This is a genomic window from Pseudomonas fluorescens (genome assembly GCF_003732425.1).
GTDB lineage: Bacteria > Pseudomonadota > Gammaproteobacteria > Pseudomonadales > Pseudomonadaceae > Aquipseudomonas > Aquipseudomonas fluorescens_BE.
Genome location: NZ_MOBX01000016.1, coordinates 730196 through 750721, shown reverse-complemented (window position 1 = coordinate 750721; position 20526 = coordinate 730196). Strand labels below are relative to the sequence as shown.

Annotated in this window: 19 protein-coding genes; 10 read left to right on the top strand and 9 right to left on the bottom strand. The window is 60.3% G+C overall.

The window, feature by feature from the left end; all coding sequences use genetic code 11:
* Nucleotides 1-2 precede the first annotated feature (2 nt).
* From BK670_RS29170 to BK670_RS29155, 4 genes are read right to left on the bottom strand one after another with little or no spacing between them, the layout of a single operon-like run.
* On the bottom strand, nt 3-716 hold the full coding sequence (locus BK670_RS29170) for a PA5502 family lipoprotein (RefSeq protein WP_123455013.1): 714 nt from the start codon (nt 714-716) through the stop codon (nt 3-5).
* Between the two features lie 37 nt (nt 717-753).
* Nucleotides 754-1542 (bottom strand): zinc ABC transporter permease subunit ZnuB, encoded by a 789-nt coding sequence (znuB, locus tag BK670_RS29165; protein WP_123455011.1) that lies wholly within the window; start codon nt 1540-1542, stop codon nt 754-756.
* Complete coding sequence (gene znuC / locus BK670_RS29160) at nt 1535-2320, bottom strand: zinc ABC transporter ATP-binding protein ZnuC (RefSeq protein WP_103302927.1); 786 nt, start codon at nt 2318-2320, stop codon at nt 1535-1537. The genes znuB and znuC overlap by 8 nt, the downstream gene beginning before the upstream one ends.
* Complete coding sequence (locus tag BK670_RS29155; RefSeq protein WP_007911760.1) at nt 2320-2802, bottom strand: Fur family transcriptional regulator; 483 nt, start codon at nt 2800-2802, stop codon at nt 2320-2322. Before BK670_RS29155 ends, znuC begins: the two co-directional genes overlap by 1 nt.
* 57 nt (nt 2803-2859) lie before the next feature.
* On the opposite strand from BK670_RS29155, the gene BK670_RS29150 reads away from it, so the two are divergent.
* Entirely contained in the window at nt 2860-3789 is a 930-nt protein-coding gene (locus tag BK670_RS29150; protein ID WP_221178383.1) for a zinc ABC transporter substrate-binding protein, read from the top strand.
* 127 nt (nt 3790-3916) lie between these two features.
* Here BK670_RS29150 and BK670_RS29145 read toward each other — a convergent pair whose 3' ends face one another.
* Together BK670_RS29145 and BK670_RS29140 are read right to left on the bottom strand one after the other, a co-directional pair.
* Nucleotides 3917-4870, bottom strand: a complete 954-nt coding sequence (locus BK670_RS29145; protein ID WP_123455009.1) for a homoserine kinase — start codon at nt 4868-4870, stop codon at nt 3917-3919.
* A gap of 61 nt (nt 4871-4931) precedes the next feature.
* Nucleotides 4932-5228 (bottom strand): DUF2782 domain-containing protein, encoded by a 297-nt coding sequence (locus BK670_RS29140; RefSeq protein ID WP_008081231.1) that lies wholly within the window; start codon nt 5226-5228, stop codon nt 4932-4934.
* 74 nt (nt 5229-5302) lie between these two features.
* Between BK670_RS29140 and polA the strand changes: the two genes are divergently transcribed.
* A complete protein-coding gene (gene polA / locus BK670_RS29135; protein ID WP_123455007.1) occupies nt 5303-8107 on the top strand; it encodes a DNA polymerase I in 2805 nt (934 codons plus the stop codon).
* A 339-nt stretch (nt 8108-8446) separates the two neighbouring features.
* On the opposite strand, the gene yihA is transcribed toward polA, so the two are convergent.
* Entirely contained in the window at nt 8447-9091 is a 645-nt protein-coding gene (yihA, locus tag BK670_RS29130) for a ribosome biogenesis GTP-binding protein YihA/YsxC (RefSeq protein WP_123455004.1), read from the bottom strand.
* A 191-nt stretch (nt 9092-9282) separates the two neighbouring features.
* On the opposite strand from yihA, the gene BK670_RS29125 reads away from it, so the two are divergent.
* The 7 genes from BK670_RS29125 (at nt 9283) to BK670_RS29095 (ending at nt 16601) form a co-directional block, all read left to right on the top strand.
* Nucleotides 9283-9573 (top strand): c-type cytochrome, encoded by a 291-nt coding sequence (locus BK670_RS29125; protein WP_038365005.1) that lies wholly within the window; start codon nt 9283-9285, stop codon nt 9571-9573.
* A gap of 43 nt (nt 9574-9616) precedes the next feature.
* The gene (locus BK670_RS29120; RefSeq protein WP_123455002.1) at nt 9617-10228 is read left to right on the top strand and encodes a c-type cytochrome; all 612 of its coding nucleotides are present in this window, start codon (nt 9617-9619) and stop codon (nt 10226-10228) included.
* Nucleotides 10229-10417: 189 nt separating this feature from the next.
* Entirely contained in the window at nt 10418-11059 is a 642-nt protein-coding gene (locus tag BK670_RS29115) for a thiol:disulfide interchange protein DsbA/DsbL (RefSeq protein ID WP_122604722.1), read from the top strand.
* A gap of 14 nt (nt 11060-11073) precedes the next feature.
* Nucleotides 11074-11952 (top strand): endonuclease/exonuclease/phosphatase family protein, encoded by an 879-nt coding sequence (locus tag BK670_RS29110; protein WP_123455000.1) that lies wholly within the window; start codon nt 11074-11076, stop codon nt 11950-11952.
* Nucleotides 11949-14027 (top strand): diguanylate cyclase, encoded by a 2079-nt coding sequence (locus BK670_RS29105; RefSeq protein WP_123454997.1) that lies wholly within the window; start codon nt 11949-11951, stop codon nt 14025-14027. The genes BK670_RS29110 and BK670_RS29105 overlap by 4 nt, the downstream gene beginning before the upstream one ends.
* Before the next feature lie 101 nt (nt 14028-14128).
* Nucleotides 14129-14911 carry an N-acetylmuramoyl-L-alanine amidase gene (locus tag BK670_RS29100; protein WP_123454995.1) on the top strand — a complete coding sequence of 261 codons (783 nt, stop codon included), beginning with the start codon at nt 14129-14131 and terminating at the stop codon, nt 14909-14911.
* A gap of 76 nt (nt 14912-14987) precedes the next feature.
* Nucleotides 14988-16601, top strand: coding sequence for an EAL domain-containing protein (locus BK670_RS29095; protein WP_185036844.1), 1614 nt, complete (start codon nt 14988-14990; stop codon nt 16599-16601).
* Here BK670_RS29095 and BK670_RS29090 read toward each other — a convergent pair.
* Nucleotides 16598-18388, bottom strand: a complete 1791-nt coding sequence (locus BK670_RS29090; RefSeq protein ID WP_123454988.1) for a KinB sensor domain-containing domain — start codon at nt 18386-18388, stop codon at nt 16598-16600. The genes BK670_RS29095 and BK670_RS29090 overlap by 4 nt on opposite strands.
* A 10-nt stretch (nt 18389-18398) precedes the next feature.
* Nucleotides 18399-19745, bottom strand: a complete 1347-nt coding sequence (gene algB / locus BK670_RS29085; protein WP_016986437.1) for a sigma-54-dependent response regulator transcription factor AlgB — start codon at nt 19743-19745, stop codon at nt 18399-18401.
* Nucleotides 19746-20172: 427 nt separating this feature from the next.
* Here algB and BK670_RS29080 point away from each other — a divergent pair, with 427 nt between their 5' ends.
* Nucleotides 20173-20457 carry a hypothetical protein gene (locus tag BK670_RS29080; protein WP_123454986.1) on the top strand — a complete coding sequence of 95 codons (285 nt, stop codon included), beginning with the start codon at nt 20173-20175 and terminating at the stop codon, nt 20455-20457.
* Nucleotides 20458-20526: the final 69 nt, after the last annotated feature.

Genomic DNA, 20526 nt, shown 5'->3' with positions numbered 1-20526 from the left:
TTTTACGGTTTACGCGGACTCAAGACCATCTGTGCCGGTACTGTGCGCACGGTCTGCTTCACAATCTTCAGATCAAAATCCGGATTGAGTTTCTTCACGCGCTTGGTCAGCAATGTCGCCAGCCAAGGATAATCCTGGGTACGCGGCGCCTGAATGGTCACAGCACACTCATAATTCACCACATCGGCGGCGATCGCATCGAGTTGCCGGCGAAGTTTGCGGCTATCGGTGATGTTCAACGCAACCGTGGTGCTTTCCGCGGTCGGATCGATCACCTTGGCTTTCGGCTTGGCTTCGGCTGCCAGCAACGCGGCTTCAGCCTTTTCCAGCTCAGCCTTGCGTGCTTCAGTAATGGCGCCGTTGACGCCACCGGTCAGCGCCGGAGCTTTCGGCATCAGTGCACGGGCACGGCTCAGCGCCGTAGCGGCCGCATTCACATCACCCTTTTGCAGAACGATCTGGCTGCGACGCAAATAGGCCTCGGCCAGTTGCCGCTGATATTGCTCAAGGGATTGGTCGTTTGGGGTTTCTTTCTGCAAAGCGGCCAATTGGTCTTCTGCCGTGGCCAGTTCGCTGCTGGCCAGGCTTTGCTCCAGCTGTGCGATGGCCGTAGCGCGCGCATCGGGGGCTTCGGCCACCGGCGGCGTACTTTGGCAGGCGCCCAGCAGCACGGAAAATGCGACAAGGAGCAGATAACGGGAGGCGAACGGCTTCATTCCTGCGACTCTCTATTTGCGCAAAAAGCGGCCAAGTCTACACCCCACGACGGGGCAGAACAAAACTCAACAGAAACAGTGCGGCCGCCGTCACAACGATTGACGGCCCGGCCGGAGTGTCCTTGAACCATGACAGCGCCAGCCCGCCACACACGGCGAGCATGCCCAGCAGGCTCGCGCCCAGTGCCATCTGCTCCGGCGAGCGGGCGTGACGCTGTGCCGCAGCGGCCGGGATGATCAGCAGCGAGGTAATCAGCAACACCCCGACGATTTTCATCGCCACCGCGATCACCACCGCAATCAACAGCATCAGCGCCATGCGCAGGCCCGCCACCGGCAGACCTTCAACCTTGGCCAGCTCTTCGTGCACGGTGATCGCCAGCAATGGCCGCCACAACGTCACCAGCAACGCCAGCACCGCCGCACTGCCGCCAAGAATCCACGCCAGATCAGTCGGGCTCATCGCCAGCAGGTCGCCGAACAGATACGCCATCAGGTCGATCCGCACTTCATGCATGAAGCTTAGTACCACCAGGCCGAGAGAGAGGGTGCTCGGTGCGAGAATTCCCAACAGCGTGTCGGACGCCAGCGGTTGGCGCTGTTGAAGCGTGACCAGCAGCACCGCCAGCAGCAGGCAACCGACCGTCACCGCAACCGCAGGGCTGACATCCAGCAGAAAGCCCAACGCCACACCGAGCAAGGCCGCGTGGGACAGGGTGTCGCCGAAATAGGCCATACGCCGCCAGACCACGAACGACCCCAACGGACCTGCCACAATCGCCAACGCCAGACCTGCAAGCAGGGCATACAACAGAAAATCAGCCATGCTTGCAGTTGTCTCCGTGAACGTGAGGCTGGCCAATCACAGGCCCTTTAACCACCGAACCGTGCAGGTCATGAGCGTGGTCGTGATGGTGGTGATAGATCGCCAGGCTCTGCGCGTTCTTGCCGAACAGCTCGACGAACGCCGGATCGCCGCTGACCTGCTCGGGATGCCCGGAGCAGCAGACGTGACGGTTGAGGCAGACCACCTGATCGGTGGTGCTCATCACCAGATGCAAATCGTGGGACACCATCAATACGCCGCAGCCGTGGCGGTCGCGCAGTCGGGTGATCAGGCTGTACAACTCGGCTTGGCCGGCGACGTCGACGCCTTGCACCGGTTCATCGAGCACCAGCAACTCAGGCTCGCGCAGCAGCGCCCGAGCGAGCAGCACGCGCTGCATCTCACCACCAGAAACGCTTTGTACCGGGCTGTCGATGACGTGTTCGGCGCCGACTTCTTTCAACGCGGCCAACGCACGCGGACGATCAACGCCCGGCACCAGGCGCAGAAAGCGCAGTACCGACAACGGCAACGTCGGATCAACGTGGAGTTTTTGCGGCATGTAGCCAACGCGCAGTTTCGGCTTGCGCCAGACGCTGCCGCTGTCCGGTTTCAACAGGCCAAGCACGGCGCGCACCAAGGTGGTCTTACCGGCGCCGTTGGGGCCGATCAGGGTGACGATCTGCCCCGGCTCGACGCTCAACTCGATGTTGTCCAGCACAGCCTGCCCGGCAAACGTGACGGCGACCTGCTCCAGACGGATCAGCGCGTTGCTCATCAAGCCCCCTGGCAACCGGAGCACAGGCCGACGACTTCGACGGTCTGCGCTTCGACGATGAAACCAACGTCTTTGGCGCTGTTGATGATTGCGTCGCTGATCACTTTTTGCTCAAGCTCGATAGCAGCGTGGCAATCGCGGCAGATCAGGAACTGGCCCTGATGCGCATGCTCCGGGTGCACGCAGCCGACGAAGGCGTTGAGCGAGGAGATGCGGTGCACCAGGCCGTTTTCCAAGAGGAAATCCAGCGCGCGGTACACGGTCGGCGGCGCAGCGCGGCGGCCGTCCTGCTCGCTGAGCACCGCGAGAATGTCGTAGGCGCCCAGCGGCTTGTGGCTCTGCCACACCAGTTCCAGCACCCGGCGGCGCAACGCGGTCAGGCGCAAGCCTTTCTGGGCGCACAAGGTATCGGCCTCGGACAAAGCGCTGTGCACGCAATGTGAGTGGTCGTGGGGACGGCTGGCAATCGGTGTAATAGGCATGGGCGGCGACGAGTTTTGATAGAGACGTTATTATGTTACCCGTTCTCGCCTCCTTGAGTGGTCATCGTGTCCCGACTTTTTTCTGTTTTTGTGGCTTTTGTCGCCAGTTTTCTGCTGATCGGTTCGGCTCAGGCCGAGGTCAAAGTCCTCACCAGCATCAAACCGTTGCAGCTGATTGCAGCGGCCGTGCAGGACGGCGTGGCGATTCCCGAAGTGCTGCTGCCGCCGGGTGCTTCGCCACACAATTACGCCCTACGGCCATCCGACGTACGGAAGGTGCAATCGGTGGATCTGCTCTACTGGATCGGCCCGGACATGGAAGGTTTTCTGCCCCGTGTGCTGAATGGCCGGACGCTGCCGAGCGTCGCCGTGCAGGATCTGCCGGGGATGAAACTGCGACGTTTTGCTGAGGACAGCCATTCCCACGCCGAAGACGCCGACGAACATGATCACGATCACCGCCCGGGCACGCTGGATGCGCATTTGTGGTTATCACCGGTGAATGCGCGGGTGATTGCCGACAAGATGGCCGCTGACTTGAGCGCTGCGGACCCGGCGAATGCCGAGCGTTATCAGAGCAATGCCAAGGCATTCGATGAGCGTCTGGATGCGCTGGATCAGCGTTTGAAGAAGCGCCTGGCCAGTGTTGAAGGCAAGCCGTACTTCGTCTTTCACGAGGCGTTTGATTATTTTGAAGAGGCTTACGGCCTGAAGCACGCCGGCGTGTTCAGTGTGGCGGCCGAAGTGCAGCCGGGCGCGCAACATGTCGCGGCGATGCGCAAGCGCTTGCAGGAAGTGGGCAAAACTTGTGTGTTCAGCGAGCCGCCGTTGCGTCCGCGTCTGGCCGAAACATTGGTGGCAGGTTTGCCGGTGAAGCTGGCGGAGCTGGACGCGCTGGGCGGATACACCCCGGCGACGGCTCAGGGGTATGAGCAGGTGCTGGAGAAGCTGGGCAATGATCTGGCAGGGTGCCTGGAATCGTTGTAACCCCACAATAACTGTGGCGAGGGAGCTTGCTCCCGCTTGAGTGCGCAGCACTCACAAAAATAAGGCTGACTGCCTACATTTTGGGGCCGCTTCGCAGCCCGGCGCGAGCAAGCTCGCTCGCCACAAGTTAAAGGGCGAACGGTAACGGTGTATTGACCTGCTGCCGCTGCGCCAAGCGCTGTTCGAACTCCTTAGGATCGTGAATCAACACGTCCTGCCCGGCAAACTGCTCCGCCGCGATCAACCGCGACAGCCAGAACCGCACACACGCCACGCGCAGCATCGTCGGCCACAACTCTGCCTCCGCCGCCGTAAACGGTCGCAACGCCGCATAGGCGCCAAGGAAAGCGCGAGCACGCGGGCCATCGATCAAACCGTCCTCGTCCGAGCACCAGTCATTCAAGGCAATCGCCACGTCGTAGAGCATCGGCCCCGAGCAGGCGTTGTAGAAGTCGATCAGACCAGTCAGGTGCGTACCTTCGAACATCGCGTTATCGCGAAACAGGTCGGCATGAATGTTCGCCCGAGGCAGCGCGAGAATCTTGTCTTTGCGCTCGGTGATTTCATCGAGGGCCTTTTGCAGCAAGGCACGCGGCTCATCGCTCAGGTGTGAGAGCAATTCGCTGCCCTCCTTCAACATCCAGTCCAGGCCACGATCGGTCTTGCGCTTGATCATGCGCTCGCCCTGGGTCGCCAGGTGCAGATGTGCCTGCAACTCGCCGACCTGCGCGCAATGCTGCGCATTGGCAACCTTGATGTGCTTGCCGGACAGGCGCGGTTGCAACAGGGCCGGTTTGCCCTTGAGTTCACGCAACGCGACGCCGTCAGTGGTGCGCAGTGCGTAAGGCACCGGCAGATCGGCTTCGTGCAGCACATCGAGCAGGTCGATGAAAAACGGCATTTCCTGCACCGGGCCGCGTTCGACCAGGGTCAGGACGAACTCGCCCTGCTCCAGGCTGATAAAGAAATTGGTGTTTTCGCTGCCGGCGGCGATCCCCTGGAAATCAAGCAGACGGCCAAGCCCGTAAGGGGCGAGAAAGGTTTCCAGCTCGGGCCGAGCCAGGGGAGTGAACACAGACATGGTTAAAAACTGCTCAGTTCAGGCGTCGCGCTCAGGCGACGCCGATTAAAAGTCGGGAAACTTACTTCCAGGTAAAGATTTCCCACGACGGAATCAGCATATCCGGCTGGTCGGAGCGAATGTAATTCGCATCCGTGCCATCGGCGCGCACCAGGAAATACGGTTTGCCACCCTTCGGCGTGACCTTGATCGCGTAGACGAAGCCACTGCGACTGTATTCCTGGATGACCTTGTCGCCTTCCGTGTGCGTGTTGATAGTAACTTCCGGCTCCGAAGCGGGCGCATCATCCGCCGCCATCGCGGCCAACGGTGAGGCAGCAATCAGACCGACCAGCAGCAAGCGATTTAACGTACGCATGATAACCTTGTCCCTTTGTCGTCAACGGTCCCGCTATTCTAGCGCCGGACCCGCCGAAAAGGTTGATCCTGCTCATGAGCCAAGCCCCCCTCGTCCTGGTGGACGGTTCGTCTTACCTGTACCGCGCTTTTCACGCGCTGCCACCACTGACCACCTCCAAAGGCCTGCCGACCGGTGCGGTCAAAGGCGTGCTGAACATGCTCAAGAGTCTGCGCAAGCGGTACCCGGACAGCCCGTTCGCCGTGGTGTTCGACGCCAAGGGCGGGACATTTCGCGATGAGATGTACGCCGACTACAAAGCCAACCGCCCCAGCATGCCCGACGACATGCGCGTACAGATCGAGCCGCTGCACCAGAGCGTGATTGCCCTCGGTTTCCCGCTCCTGTGCGTGGAAGGCGTCGAGGCCGACGACGTGATCGGCACCCTCGCCCGCAGCAGCGCGGCAGCGGACCGCCCGGTGATCATCTCCACTGGCGACAAGGACATGGCGCAACTGGTCGACGGTCACATTACCTTGGTCAACACCATGTCCGGTAGCTCGATGGACGTGGAGGGCGTGAAGGAGAAATTCGGCGTCGCACCGGAGCAGATCATTGATTATCTGGCGTTGATGGGCGATTCGTCCGACAACATTCCGGGCGTTCCCGGCATCGGCCCGAAGACTGCGTCAGGCCTGCTGGTCGGTGTGAACGGCGGCCTCACCGAGCTGTACGCGAACCTCGACATCGTCCCGACGCTACCGATTCGCGGCGCGAAAACCCTGCCGGCCAAGCTCGAAGAGCACAAGGAGATGGCGTTCCTCTCCTATCAACTGGCGACCATCAAGGTCGACGTGCCGCTGGACATCGAACTCGACGACCTGCAAATGGGCGCGGAAGACCCGGCCAAGCTCTACGAGTTGTACTCCCTGCTGGAATTCAAAAGCTGGATCAATGATCTGGATCGCGACGCCAAGCGTCTGGAACTGAGCGCAGCTGCCGAGCCTGCGCCGGCCGGCGATTTGTTCAGCGCGCCAGCGGAAGAAGCGCCTGCCGCTCCGGCTGAAGCCGCTTACGAAACCATCCTCGATCAGGCGCGCTTCGACGTCTGGCTGGAAAAGCTCAACAACGCCAAGCTGTTCGCCTTCGACACCGAAACCACCGGCATCGACGCGCAACAGGCGCAACTGGTCGGCCTGTCGTTCGCCGTGCAGGCCAACGAAGCCGCGTACATCCCGCTGACCCACTCCTACATCGGCGTGCCGGAGCAGCTGGATCGCGACACCGTGCTGCGCGCACTCAAGCCGATTCTGGAAGACCCGAGCAAACTCAAGGTCGGCCAGCACGCCAAGTTCGACATGAACATTTTGGCCAACTGCGCCATCGGCGGCGATCAGAGCCAGGGCATCAACGTGCGCGGCATTGCCTTCGACACGATGCTTGAATCCTACGTGCTCAACTCCACCGCCACCCGCCACGACATGGACAGCCTTGCGCAGAAGTACCTGGATCACACCACCGTGAGCTTCCAGGACATCGCCGGCAAAGGCGCCAAGCAGCTGACCTTCGACCAGATCGCTCTGGAACAGGCCGGGCCGTATGCCGCTGAAGACGCCGACATCACCCTGCGCTTGCATCAGACGCTGTTCGAAAAACTCAGCGCAATCCCGAGCCTGGCCAGCGTGCTGACCGATATCGAAATCCCGCTGGTGCCGGTGCTGGCGCGCATTGAGCGCCAGGGTGCGTTCGTTGATGCCGAGCTGCTAGGCATCCAGAGCATCGAGTTAGGCAACAAAATGGTCGCGCTGGAGCGCGAAGCGTTCGAGATCGCCGGGGAAGAGTTCAACCTCGGCTCGCCGAAGCAACTGGGCGTGATTCTCTATGAAAAGCTCGGTCTGCCGGTGCTGAAGAAGACCGCCAAAGGTCAGCCGTCCACCGCCGAAGAAGTGTTGGCGAAACTCGCTGAAGACGATCACCGCTTGCCGAAGGTGCTGATGGAGCACCGTTCGATGAGCAAGCTGAAAAGCACTTACACCGATCGTCTGCCAGAGCAGATCAACCCGCGCACCGGGCGTATCCACACCTCTTATCATCAGGCTGTGGCGTCGACCGGGCGTTTGTCTTCCAGCGATCCGAACCTGCAGAACATCCCGGTGCGCACCGCTGAAGGCCGCCGCATCCGTCAGGCGTTTGTAGCGCCAAAGGGCTACAAACTGCTGGCGGCGGACTATTCGCAGATCGAACTGCGGATCATGGCGCACTTGTCCAAGGACGAAGGCCTGATGAATGCCTTCCGCAACAATCTGGACGTGCACACCGCCACCGCTGCCGAAGTGTTCAAGGTCGAACTCAACGAGGTGACCTCGGATCAGCGTCGTGGCGCCAAGGCGATCAACTTCGGCCTGATCTACGGCATGGGTGCGCAGAAGCTCGGCAAGGACATCGGCGTCGACACCAAGACCGCCAAGGCTTACATCGACACCTACTTCGCCCGCTATCCCGGCGTGCGCGAGTATATGGATCGCACCCGCGCCCAAGCGGCGGATCAGGGGTATGTCGAGACCTTCTTCGGCCGTCGCCTGTACCTGCCCGAAATCAACTCGAACAAACCGCAGGAACGCGCCGCCGCCGAACGCACGGCGATCAACGCGCCGATGCAAGGCACCGCTGCCGACATCATCAAGAAAGCCATGGTGGCGGTGGATAACTGGCTGGCGACATCCGGGCTGGACGCCAAAGTCATTCTGCAGGTGCACGATGAACTGGTGCTGGAGGTTCGCGAGGATCTGGTCGAACAGGTCAGCGCAGAAATCCGCGTGCACATGAGCGAAGCGGTGAAACTGGATGTACCGCTGCTGGTCGAGGTCGGTGTGGGCAACAACTGGGATGAGGCTCACTGAGCCATTTGATGATGGTTCTGCCGCGACACAACGTCGCGGCAACGCCGGTAAAACCTGCTTATTTCGAAAAGCGCTTGGGATTATTCCAAAGCTTTTTGAAAAAAATCTGAACTAATCTGGAAGGACACTACTCAGAGATACTGAATGGCTGGTGAAGCCCTTCGATGCTCCTATGTTGTGTTAAGTGTTGGCAGATATCTGAACCCCGCCCTAGCGGTTCGGAACTTAAACCCCGGAATTTCTCCCTCCCCAATGAAATCCGGGGCTTTTTTTGCCCAAAAACTGGCTGTGATGCCGTCATGCTGCTTTAAAAGCACCACAGACAGTTTTGAAATTGTCTTACTCGGCTGCCGCCTCGGCGCCTTTGTCTGCGAGCTCCATCCAGCCGGCCAGTACAGTGTAGGCCTCTTCCAGGCCCATGCGTTTTGGTGCCGAGAACAGCTGGATGGTGACCAGATCACCCCAACCCTTGCGAATTTCCGACTGCACTTTGAGCAGGGTGTTCTTGGCTGCGCCGTAGGTGAGTTTGTCGGCCTTGGTCAGCAAAATGTGCATTGGCATGCCGGCCGCAACGGCCCAGTCGAGCATCAACAGGTCGAAGTCGGTCATTGGATGACGGATGTCCATCATCAGAATCAAACCTTTCAAACTCTCCCGGCCACCGAGATAAGCCTCAAGGTGACGCTGCCAGTGTTGCTTGAGCGGGATCGGTACTTTTGCGTAACCGTAGCCTGGCAGGTCGACCAGACGCCGATCATCGTCTAGCTTGAAGAAGTTCAACAGCTGTGTGCGACCCGGGGTTTTCGAGGTGCGCGCCAGGCTGGCGTGAGTCAGGGTGTTCAGTGCGCTGGATTTGCCGGCGTTGGAACGACCGGCAAACGCCACTTCGAAGCCTTCGTCGTCAGGGCATTGATCGACTTTGGCGGCACTGAGCATGAACGTGGACTGTTGGCACAGGCCGAGGATGGGATTCTTGAGTTGCATGGGATTTCCGATGTGGGCGGCGCCGGGATTGGGCGCGGAACGCGGTGTCGCTTCCGTTTCAGTGACGCCAGTATATAATGCCGCAGATTTTGTGTGTGCTTTGTCCCAGCGAAGGATGAAGTTCACGAGAGCGACAGACCTTGATTGCGCATTAGAACGCAGAACGCTCTCAACCCTGAAAAGGTCGTTTTATGACGAAATGGCTGCTGGCTGCCGGAGTCTTGATGCCGCTTTACAGCGCACAGGCTACACAGGATCCGGAAGCTGTGTACAACCGTGTTTGTGGTGCCTGTCATTCCGGCCAACTACCCATGGCGCCCAAAAGAGGCGATCAGGAAGCTTGGACGCCGAGGTTGGCGAAAGGTATGGGGACGCTGGTGCAACACGTGACCCAGGGTTTCAAGGCGATGCCGCCGCGTGGTTTGTGCATGGACTGCAGTGCCGAGGATTACCAAGCCATCATCCTTTGGATGAGCGAGTAAGCCCGGTCCATAACTTAACCCTTAGCCGTAGTTGGATTAGCTGATGAACAAATTGATCGTGAGTCTGCTGTTGACCGTGGGAATCTCGGGCTTCGCCCATGCTGCCGGTGATGCCGCAGCAGGCCAGGCAAAAGCCGCCGTTTGCGGAGCCTGCCATGGCCCGGACGGGAACAGCATGGCGCCAAACTTTCCGAAACTGGCCGGTCAAGGTGAACGCTACCTCGACAAGCAATTGCACGACATCAAGTCGGGCAAGCGCACCGTTCTGGAAATGACCGGCCTGCTGACCAACCTGAGCGATCAGGATCTGGCTGACATGGCTGCCTACTTCGCCAGCCAGAAAGGCAGCGTCGGTGCCGCCGATCCGAAGATCGTCGCGCGCGGTGAGGCCCTGTTCCGTGGCGGCAACCTGGACAAAGGCCTGCCAGCCTGCACCGGTTGCCATTCCCCTAACGGTGCCGGCAACGCCGCCGCCGGCTTCCCGCACCTGGGTGGCCAGCACGCTCAATACATCGCCAAGCAACTGACTGATTTCCGCAAGGAAGAAGGCGGTCGCGCCAATGACGGTGATGCCATGACCATGCGCACCATCGCGCGCAAGCTCAGCGATGAAGACATCGCCGCAGTCGCCAGCTACATTCAAGGCCTGCATTAAGACCGCACTTGGCAGCGATAGATCTCGCGCAACGTTAACGCTCGATTAATCCGTCGCAGCAAGTATAAAAAGGGTGGCTTTGGCCGCCCTTTTTTGTGGCCGCTGCCGTTACACTACAGAACTCATGCCCGCCAGGATCTGTCTGAAAACAGGTCGCGCGAGGCGACCCAAATTGTCCAGGAGTAAAGCATGCGTAATCTGATCATCAGCGCCGCCCTCGTCGCTGCCAGCCTGTTCGGCGTGACCGCTCAAGCCGCCGAAGCCCCAGCCGCCCCTTACGTCGAGCTGGCCAACCCGGTACCGGTTGCAGAGCCTGGCAAGATCGAAGTGGTCGAGCTGTTCTGGTACGGCTGCCCGCACTGCTACGCCTTTGAGCCGGTAATCAACCCATGGGTTGAGAAACTGCCATCGGACGTCAACTTCGTGCGTATCCCGGCCATGTTCGGCGGCCCATGGGACGCTCACGGCCAGATGTTCCTGACCCTGGAAGCCATGGGTGTCGAGCACAAGGTTCACGCTGCGGTTTTCGAAGCCATCCAAAAACAACACAAAAAGCTGACCGACAAGAACGACATGGCTGACTTCCTAGCCACTCAAGGCGTGGACAAGGACAAGTTCCTCGCAACCTTCGACTCGTTCGCCATCAAAGGTCAGATCGTCAAGGCCCGTGAACTGGCCAAGAAGTATGAAATCACTGGCGTACCAACCATGATCGTCAATGGTAAATACCGCTTCGACATCGGCTCTGCCGGTGGTGCCGAGCAGGCGCTGAAACTGGCTGACCAACTGGTCGCCAAAGAGCGAGCGGCAACCAAGGCTGCTGCCAACTAAGCGCGGCAACCGCCATGCGCCGCTGGAAGACCGAACGCACCGTTGGCCTGCATGAACCGCAGGTCAACGAGCATCACCTGGCATCGACGGGCTTGCCAGCAGACCAGCGTCTGCGCTTGCTCAGTTTCAATATCCAGGTCGGCATCAGCACCGAGCGTTATCGGCATTACCTGACCCGCAGCTGGCAGCACCTTCTGCCGCACACCGGACGCTCAGGCAATCTGCAAAAGATCGGCGATCTGCTTGGCGACTTCGATCTGGTCGCCCTGCAGGAAGCCGATGGCGGTAGCCTGCGCTCAGGCTACGTCAATCAAGTCGAACACCTGGCGCATCTCGGCGCCTTCCCCTACTGGTATCAACAACTCAACCGCAACCTCGGTCGACTGGCACAGCACAGCAATGGCGTGCTCAGTCGCCTGAAACCGTGGGCGATCGAAGATCACCCGCTGCCCGGCCCGAAAGGTCGTGGCGCAATCCTGCTGCGCTTCGGCGAAGGCCCGGAAGCGTTGGTGGTGGTGATGATGCACCTGGCCCTCGGCGCGCGAACGCGTAGCCTGCAACTGGGCTACATTCGTGAGCTGATCGGCGGTTACAAGCATCAGGTGTTGATGGGCGACATGAACACCCACGCCAGCGATTTGCTACAACAGTCACCGTTACGCGATCTCGGCTTGCTCGCCCCGCAGGTGGAAGCGACTTTCCCCAGCTGGCGCCCGCAGCGTTGCCTTGATCATATTTTGCTCAGCCCGACCTTGACCCTGGAAAAGGTCGAAGTGCTGGCACAACCGATTTCCGATCACCTGCCGGTCGCGGTAGAGATTCGTCTGCCGGGTTCGCTCACGGCCGATGCATTGCCCGCGTTGAGTCCTGCCCCTCGCGGAACCCCTGAATGAGCGACGACGCCCAGCGCTGGAAAGAGAAGTACCTCAAAAGCATCGAACAGCAGGACAAGCTTGAACGGCGCTGGGCCGCCAGGCTCGACTTGCTGCGGCGCGGTCTGGTGCGCAGCACCCTGGCGGCAGAAGGCACCGACAAGGTCGTTGATCAATGCATGAAGGAAATGCGTGATGTGGTGCGCACCGACGACATGGACGCCGGCCTCGCCGCCCTGTTGCCGCGCCTGGAAAAAGCCGTGCTCGATTCCGAGCAGCGCCGCGAAACCCGCATCGATCAAGTCAGCACCGCACTGACGTCGCTGGTCACCCAATTGCAGGCTCTGCCGCTGCCGCGGGATGTCGCCCAGCCACTGAAGAAATTCGCCAAACAGCTGGATAGCCGCGTCGGCTCGGCGCGGGAAATGCCGCTGTTGCTGAGTGAACTCAGTGGTTTGCAGGGCAAGGCATTAAGCCAATTGGAGACGCCGGCGGAACCGGGGCGCCCGGGGTTGTTGCAGCGTCTGTTTGGCAGTCGCGATAGTGAAGAAGCGCACGCGGCAGAATCGCCCGCGCAGGTTCAACCCGCGCCGCCAGTGCAACCGCTGGCTGCACCGTCACCCGCACCAGAAACCGTACAGCCCGCCGCTGTCGCGGCGGTTGAGCCGGTACCGGCAGCTCCTGTCAGCGAAGCACCTGCGCCTGTTGTCGAACCAACCACGCCAGCCGCCCCGACCCGGTTGGAACCGGCAACTGTGGTGGCCTTTGTGCCGCCCACGGTCGTCAGCGAAGTTATCAGTGAACCGGACGAACCGGAGGCGGAGCGCTTCAAGCCCGGGCCTGTATTCGCCCCGGCTTCAGCGCCGACTCAAGCGCCGATCACAGCTGAGGCGGTCAACCCCGATGAACTGATCCACCCCGGTGATCCATCGCCACTGATCCTCGACAGCCTGCCCCTGCCCGAACCCATCGCGCAGGCGCTGGCGGCCATTGACCCGGAACAAGCCGAACACGACATCCTGTTCGCCCTGCCGGACACACCGGAGCCGTCCTACAGCTCCGTGGCCAAGCACATCGAAGACACCCTGATCGGTCTGCTCGACGACCTGACCCTGCCGGAGCGTCACCGCCCGCAAGCCGAGGCCATGCGCGAACGGCTGAAACACGGCTTGAACTGGTACGAACTGATCCCGATCCTCGACGATCTGGCGACGTTGATGCTGGCGATCACCGACAGCGGTCAGCACGAATTCGAAGCCTATCTGCAACAACTCAACGAACGCCTCGAAGCGTTCCAGAGCAACCTGCAAGCGGCCAGCGCAGGCCATGCCGATAACAGTTCGGCAGCAAAGGCCATGGACACGCAAATCCGCGAGCAAGTCGACGGCTTGCAGACCAGCGTGCAAGAAGCAGCGGACCTGGAAGACCTCAAGCACGTGCTGGAGAATCATCTCGAAGGCCTGCTCGGCACCATGGACCAGCACCAGAAGCAGCGCGACGCCCGTGAGCAGGAAGTCGCAACGCGACTGAAAAGCCTGTCGGAACGCGTGGCGCATATGGAGCAGGAAGCCCAGGGTTTCCGCGAACATCTTGAAGTACAAAGGCAGAAAGCCTTGATCGATCCGCTTACCGGCTTGCCCAATCGCGCCGCGTGGAGCGAACGTCTCGAACATGAAATCAAGCAGTGGCAACAGCACGGCAATACCCTGAGCCTGGCCATGCTCGACCTCGATCACTTCAAACGCATCAACGACAACTACGGCCATCTGGCCGGCGACAAGGTGCTGAAAATCATCGCCACCGTGCTGCGCAAACGCCTGCGTGGCTCGGATTTCATTGCCCGTTTCGGCGGGGAGGAGTTCGTTCTGTTGATGCCGGCGACGCCGCCAGCGGTCGGTGCCAAACTGCTGGAGACCCTGCGCGCCGCCATCGAAGCCTGCCCGTTCCACTTCAAGGGCGAGCGAGTGACGATCACTATTTCCATAGGGCTGGCGACATTCCGTGCCGGAGAACACAGCGACCTGGTGCTGAAAAGAGCCGATCAGGCGCTATATCGGGCGAAAAACGCGGGACGCAACCGGGTCGAGCTGGGCTGAGCAAATTGTTCCATTTTGTTTAAATCCGCCCGCTGACCGTCGAGACGCAAGGCAGTACGTTACACTGTTGCATTACTGTCTTGCGTGTACCGTCCTCTGCCATGAAATTCACTGCCCTCCTCGCGTCGCTGCTCGTTCTGGCCGGTTGTGCCAGCGCCCCGCGTTACGACACCAGCCATCCTTCAGCCAATTACGACAGCCGTATCCAGTTCGTAATCGTCCACTACACCTCGGCCTCGCTGGAACGCTCGCTGCAATTGCTGACCCACGGCGAAGTCAGCAGCCATTACCTGATCGGCGACGACAAGAGCGGCACCATTTACAAGCTGCTGGACGAAAACCAGCGCGCCTGGCACGCCGGCGAAAGCCAGTGGCAAGGCCGTACCTGGCTCAACTCCAGCTCGATCGGCATCGAAATCGTCAACCCGGGCTTCAAGGACACCCCGACCGGGCGGCTGTGGTACCCGTACAGCGAAGCGCAGATTCAATCGTTGATCGTCCTGCTCAAAGACATCAGCAAGCGCAACGGCATCAGCCCGCGTCACATCATCGGCCACAGCGACATCGCGCCACTGCGCAAACTCGATCCGGGGCCATTGTTCCCGTGGAAGCGCCTCGCTGCCGAAGGCTTGGGCATATGGCCGAACGAACAGGCGGTAGCGCGCCAGCAAATGCTGTTCAACAGCAGCGAACTGCCAAGCATCAGCTGGTTTCAGGCGCAACTGGCACACCTCGGCTACGACACGCCGCAGACCGGTGAACTCGACGTCGCGACGCGCCATGTCCTCGCCGCCTTCCAGATGCACTTCCGCCCTGCGCGCTTCGACGGCACGCCGGATGCACAAACGGCGGCGCTGTTGCTGGTACTCAATCAGACAAAATAATGACGCCCGCCCGACGGTCAGGGCGAATTGGCAATCAGCAGCTATAACTCATTGGTAATTCTTCGGATATTCCATGATGGTTGCTACCCGAGAGACGCTGCGTAGCTGGTTTTATCGCCCCTGGTTTTTGGCGATGATCGCGGCTGTCCTCAGTGCCAGCCTGCTGATCGCCGGCGGTATGTTCGTGGCGATGCGTCAGGTTGAGCAAAGCGAAAGCCAGCAAATGAACGCGCAAGGCGAACGCTTCCTCGCCCGCCTCGAACAATTGTTCGGCCAGTTGCGTGAAAGTCTCGACGATCTCGAAGCGCAACCCTTGCGCAGCTGTGACGATGAAATGATCGCCACCCTGCAGCAAGTCACCTTCAACTACCGCTTCGTCTACGAAGCGGCTTACATGGACGCCTCGCGGATCTGCTCCAACCGCCCGCGCCAGGAAGGCCTGTCGGTGGTCCGCGCGCCCGATATCAAAGGCCCGACCTACAGCTATTGGCTGAACACCACCACCGAACCCGATGAAAACCGCGCAGCGCTGATGCTGGGGCGCGGCAATTTCCGCGTGGCCACCTCACGGGGGCATCTGACCGACATGGTCGACCTGTCCCCCGGCAGCAGCCTGCTGGTGGTACTCGACCATGGCACCCGTGCGATCCCGGTGCTTGGCACGGCGCAAGCCTGGCCGCCCAAGGAACATTGGCCACCGAAAACTCGCGACGCCCTGCAAGTCACGCAAACCCGGCTGATCTACCGCATGCCCACCGACAACCCGGAGTATCAGCTGGTGCTGATCACACCTAGAACCGGCATGCACATTCCGGCTATCTGGTGGTGGATCATCCCGGCATGTCTGCTGCTCGGCGCCTTTGTCGGTTTTTTCGTGTTCCTACTGGTGCGCCAGCGTCAATCTCTGGATGCCGAACTACACGGTGCGATCCGCCGTGGCGAGCTGCAGGTGCTCTATCAACCGATTTTCGACCTCGACAGCCGCAACTGCGTCGGCGCCGAAGCCCTGCTGCGCTGGCGTCGCCCGGACGGCACATTGACCAGTCCCGACCTGTTCATCCCCATGGCGGAAAATACCGGCCAGATCCGGCAGATGACCGACTTTGTCCTCCAGCGTTTGCTGGAACAACTGGGTCCGGTGCTGCGGGCCAATCCGCAACTGTATATCTCGGTCAACCTCGCCGCCTGCGACGTGATGGTGCCGCGCATCGGCCAGGTCATGGCGCGACTGCTCACGCTCCATCGTGTAGCCGCGCGGCAGATAGCCTTCGAGGTGACTGAGCGCGGGCTGATTGATGTGGTGGTGGCCAGGGAGAACCTGCAAGCGCTGCGCGATGTCGGTCACCAAGTTTTGATCGACGACTTCGGCACTGGCTATTGCAGCCTCGCCTACCTGCAAACCTTGCCGGTCGATTGCCTGAAGATCGACAAGGCGTTCATCGATGCACTTGGCCATGACGCGGCCAGCAGCGGCGTCGCACCGCACATCATTCACATGGCGCAGGCGCTGGATCTGAAGGTGATTGCTGAAGGCATCGAGCTGGAATCACAAGCGCAATTACTCAGCAGTGAAGGGGTGAAGTTCGGTCAGGGCTGGTTGTTCGCCCATGCGCTGAGCGCGGTGCAGTTCATCGAACTGATTACCCGTGGCCGGCGCCTCGCTGGCCGACGCATGGATGACGAAGCCTAAACCGCCAGCGCCATATAAAACTGCGTGCCCTGCCCCGGCCGCGAATAAACACCCATGCGCCCGCCATGCAACTGGACGATTTCCTTGCACAGCGCCAAGCCCAGACCGGCACCGCCCTTCTTGCGCCCAACCTGTACGAACGGCTCGAAGATCCGCCCCTGCTGGCCGTAGGCAATGCCTTCGCCGTTGTCTTCGACGCTGATAATCACCCGCTCACCATGACGCCGTGCCTGCAAGCGGATCTGACCACCACCGGCGGTATGGCGCAAAGCGTTGTCGATCAGGTTATCCAGCACCCGATCGAGCTGCGCCTGATCGGCCTGCAGCCGCGGTAACGGCCCCTGCACTTCGACATTCAGGGCAACGCCCTTGGCCGCCGCCGAGTCGGCAAAGCGCAGTTGCGCCTGCTCCAGCAAATCCTCAATGGAGCAAGGCGCGAGCGTGAGTTTCTGCAGGCCGTTCTGATAGCGCGAGAAGTTCAGCAAGTCGTTGATCAACTGCATCAGGCGCTGCATTTCCTCGTTCACGGTGTCGAGCAGATCGGCCTCGCGCGACTCCGCTGGAAACTTAGCCCGTTCGCGGAACAAACCGAACGCCATGTGCATACCGGTGACCGGCGTGCGCAGTTCGTGGGAAGCGCGCAAGACGAATTCACTGCGTACTCGCTCAAAGGCGCGCTGCTCGGTGACATCGTGCAACACCATCACCGCGCCGAGGATATGACCTTGGGTGTGGCTGACCGGGGTCAGGCTGTAGGTCAGCAGGCGTGATTCGCCGTCGACCTCGATACTCAAATCCTCCGGCGCCCGCTCCAACGTGCCGCCACGCAATACCAGCTGCAACTGCGCGTCCAGCTCCGGACGTTCCAGGGCCGTGCCCAGGCCTTGGCCGAGACGGTCATCTTCCCAGCCCAACTGGCGCTGAGCGACGGGGTTGAGGTGCTCCAGATGCCCTTGCCGGTCGATCATCAGCAAGCCGTCATCAATGCTGTCGAGTACCGCCTGCAAGCGCTGCTGACCAGCGAGCAATTCGTCGACATTGGTCGCCTGATGCTCGCGGAGTGCCTCGGCCATCAGGCCAAAGCGTTTGGTCAGCAGGTTCATTTCCATCGCCGAAGAAATCGGCAGGGTCACTTCAAAATTGCCCTGGCCGATATTGTCCGCGGCTTTCGCCAGCGCCTCGATCGGCGCGCCGAAACGCCGGGCGATGCCGTGAGCCGTGATGAAACCGATGATCAGCACCGCCAGCCCGACAAAGCCCAGCAGACCGGCGATCAGCAACGCGCGGTCGCGTGCCTCATGCTGTACCGCGTTGATGTTGTCCAGCGCATGTTTGTGTTCGGCGATCAGCCCGTTGCGCAGTGTATTGAAGCGCTCTCTGAAGTCGGCGCTGCTGCTCATCGAACCGGCGGGGTCACGCGACAAATCGAATGTTTGCAGGAAGTTCAGGTAATCCGCTTTGGCCTGACTGAACCCGTGATGCCGTCCATCACCCTCTTGCTCTTGGGCAATGCCCTCATCCAGCAACTGGAAGTAGTGCTGTTTGGACGCTTCGAACGCCACCGGGTCGGGCTTTTCAGCCATCATGATGATCAGTTGATCACCCAGGGTCTGGCGCAACTTGAGCCCCAGATCCAAAGTGACGAAGTTGCTGCGCACCAGTGCCTCTTGCGTTCCCGCCATCTGCATCACGCTGACCAGCCCGAGCAGCAGCCCGAGCAAGGCCACGGTGATGAGCGCGGAAATGCTCAAGAACAAACGGGTCCGCAACTTCATCGCCAGTTTCATCGTCGGGCGCTCACAGGTTGTACTGCTTGCGCTTGCGATACAGGGTCGATGCGTCGATGCCCAGGGTTTTCGCCGCTTGGTCCAGGGTGCCGGCGGTGGCGAGCACCGCGCCGATGTGCGCTTTCTCCAATTCGTCGAGACTCAACGCCGCACCGACTCTTGGCGCATTGTTGGCCGGTTGCTCGGCCATGCCCAAGTGGCTGATCTCCACGCGTTCCTGCGGGCAGATGATGCTCGCCCGCTCGACCACGTTACGCAGCTCACGAATGTTGCCGGGCCAGCGGTAGCCGAGCAGCGCCTCGCGCGCTTCATCACTGAAGCCGCGTGCCGGACGTGCGTACTCTTTGACGAAGCGCGCGAGGAAGCGATCGGCCAGTGTGAGAATGTCCTCGGCACGCTCGCGCAGTGGCGGCAGGTGCAGAGTGATGACGTTCAGACGATACAGCAGGTCTTCACGGAATCGGCCGTCACGGACCATGTCTTCCAGATTGAGGTTGGTCGCCGCGAGGATGCGCACATCGGCACGACGGGTAACCGGATCGCCTACCCGCTCGTATTCCTTGTCCTGAATAAAACGCAGCAACTTCGGTTGCAACGTCAGGGGAAAATCGCCGATCTCGTCGAGAAACAGCGTACCGCCGTCAGCCTGATTGACTCGACCCAGGGTGCTTTCGCTGGCACCGGTAAACGCGCCACGGCTGTGACCGAACAGCTCGCTTTCCATCAGTTCAGCGGTCAACGACGGGCAGTTGATGGTGACGCAGGATTTCTTCTCGCGCTTGCTCCAGCCGTGGATCGCGCGGGCCAGTTCACCTTTACCGGTGCCGGACTCGCCAAGGATAAGAATGTTGGCATCGGTACTGGCGACCTGACGGGCCGTTTCCAGTACGACCTTCATCGCCGGGCTGTGGGAATCGAGACCGTCCTTCGGTTTGCGGATCTCGCCTTCGAGGGCTTCAAGGCGCGCCGACAGTTGGCGCACTTCCAGTTGCTTGGCGGTGGCCAGACGAAGCTGATCCGGGCTGCACGGCTTCACCAGATAGTCGGCGGCGCCAGCCTGGATCGCATCCACGGCGGTATCGACAGCCGAATGCGCAGTGACGATCACTACACGCATCCACGGCGCCTGAATGCGCATTTGCGCCAGCACGTCGAGACCGTTGTCTTCGCCCAGACGCAAATCAAGGAAGCACAGGTCGAAGACCTGGCGTTGCAGCAGCGCCTCGGCCTGCGCCGCGCTGTTGGCAGTGGCAACCGTATAGCCCTCATCTTCTAGGCAATAACGGAAGGTACGCAGGATGGCGGATTCGTCGTCCACCAGCAGAATGCGGCCTTGATGCTCAGTGGCAGATTCCATTTTTCCTACGCTCCATAGTGATTGGTCTTGGGTTAGTCCCGGAAAAATCGGGCAAGTTGCATGGTTGATTCTGAACGATGCCAGCCATAGGAGGGTAGCTCTCTCCTGCCTTTACGGCCAATACGTTGATTTTGTTGGCTTTTTAAACAATCAGCGATTTGCAGGGCATTCCCTGCGTACTTTTCTGACATCTGCGCCCCGCTCTCAATTCCATAAGAATGAAATCTCCTACGAAAAAATCGTGCATTGCGCACGATCCCAGATGACACATCGTGCAGGATGCGTCGCAAACGTTTTTTCTCTCACTTATAACTCTTTGATTTTATTGAATATTTTTCAAATAAAAAACTGGCATGCAGGCTGCAATACCTCACTCAGCCCGGGCAGAAATGAATTGCCCTAACCGAATAAGAGTGAGGAACCCAGGATGACTCGCCAACGTGCCGCCCAAGTGCGTATCTCGCCACTGCATATCCAGCAAGGCCTGTTTGGCGTACTGGCGCTGTTGATCACCCTGATCGCCTGTCAGCAATACCTGCGCTGGGAAAACAGCCAGCAGGTTGAGCCGCTGATCTCGATCCAGCACAGCACGCAAACGCACTTCAGCGCCGTCAGCAGCACTCAGGCCGAGAGCGCCTCGATGCGCATGATGGATGTCGATCAGGCGCAGCCGCTGGATCAACTGCCACGTGAAGAGCGTTGGGTTTTTTAAAGAACACATGAATTCAGGCGCGCAGCGCCGGAAAACGTAACACCCCTAAATAGAGAAGTAAGGAGAATC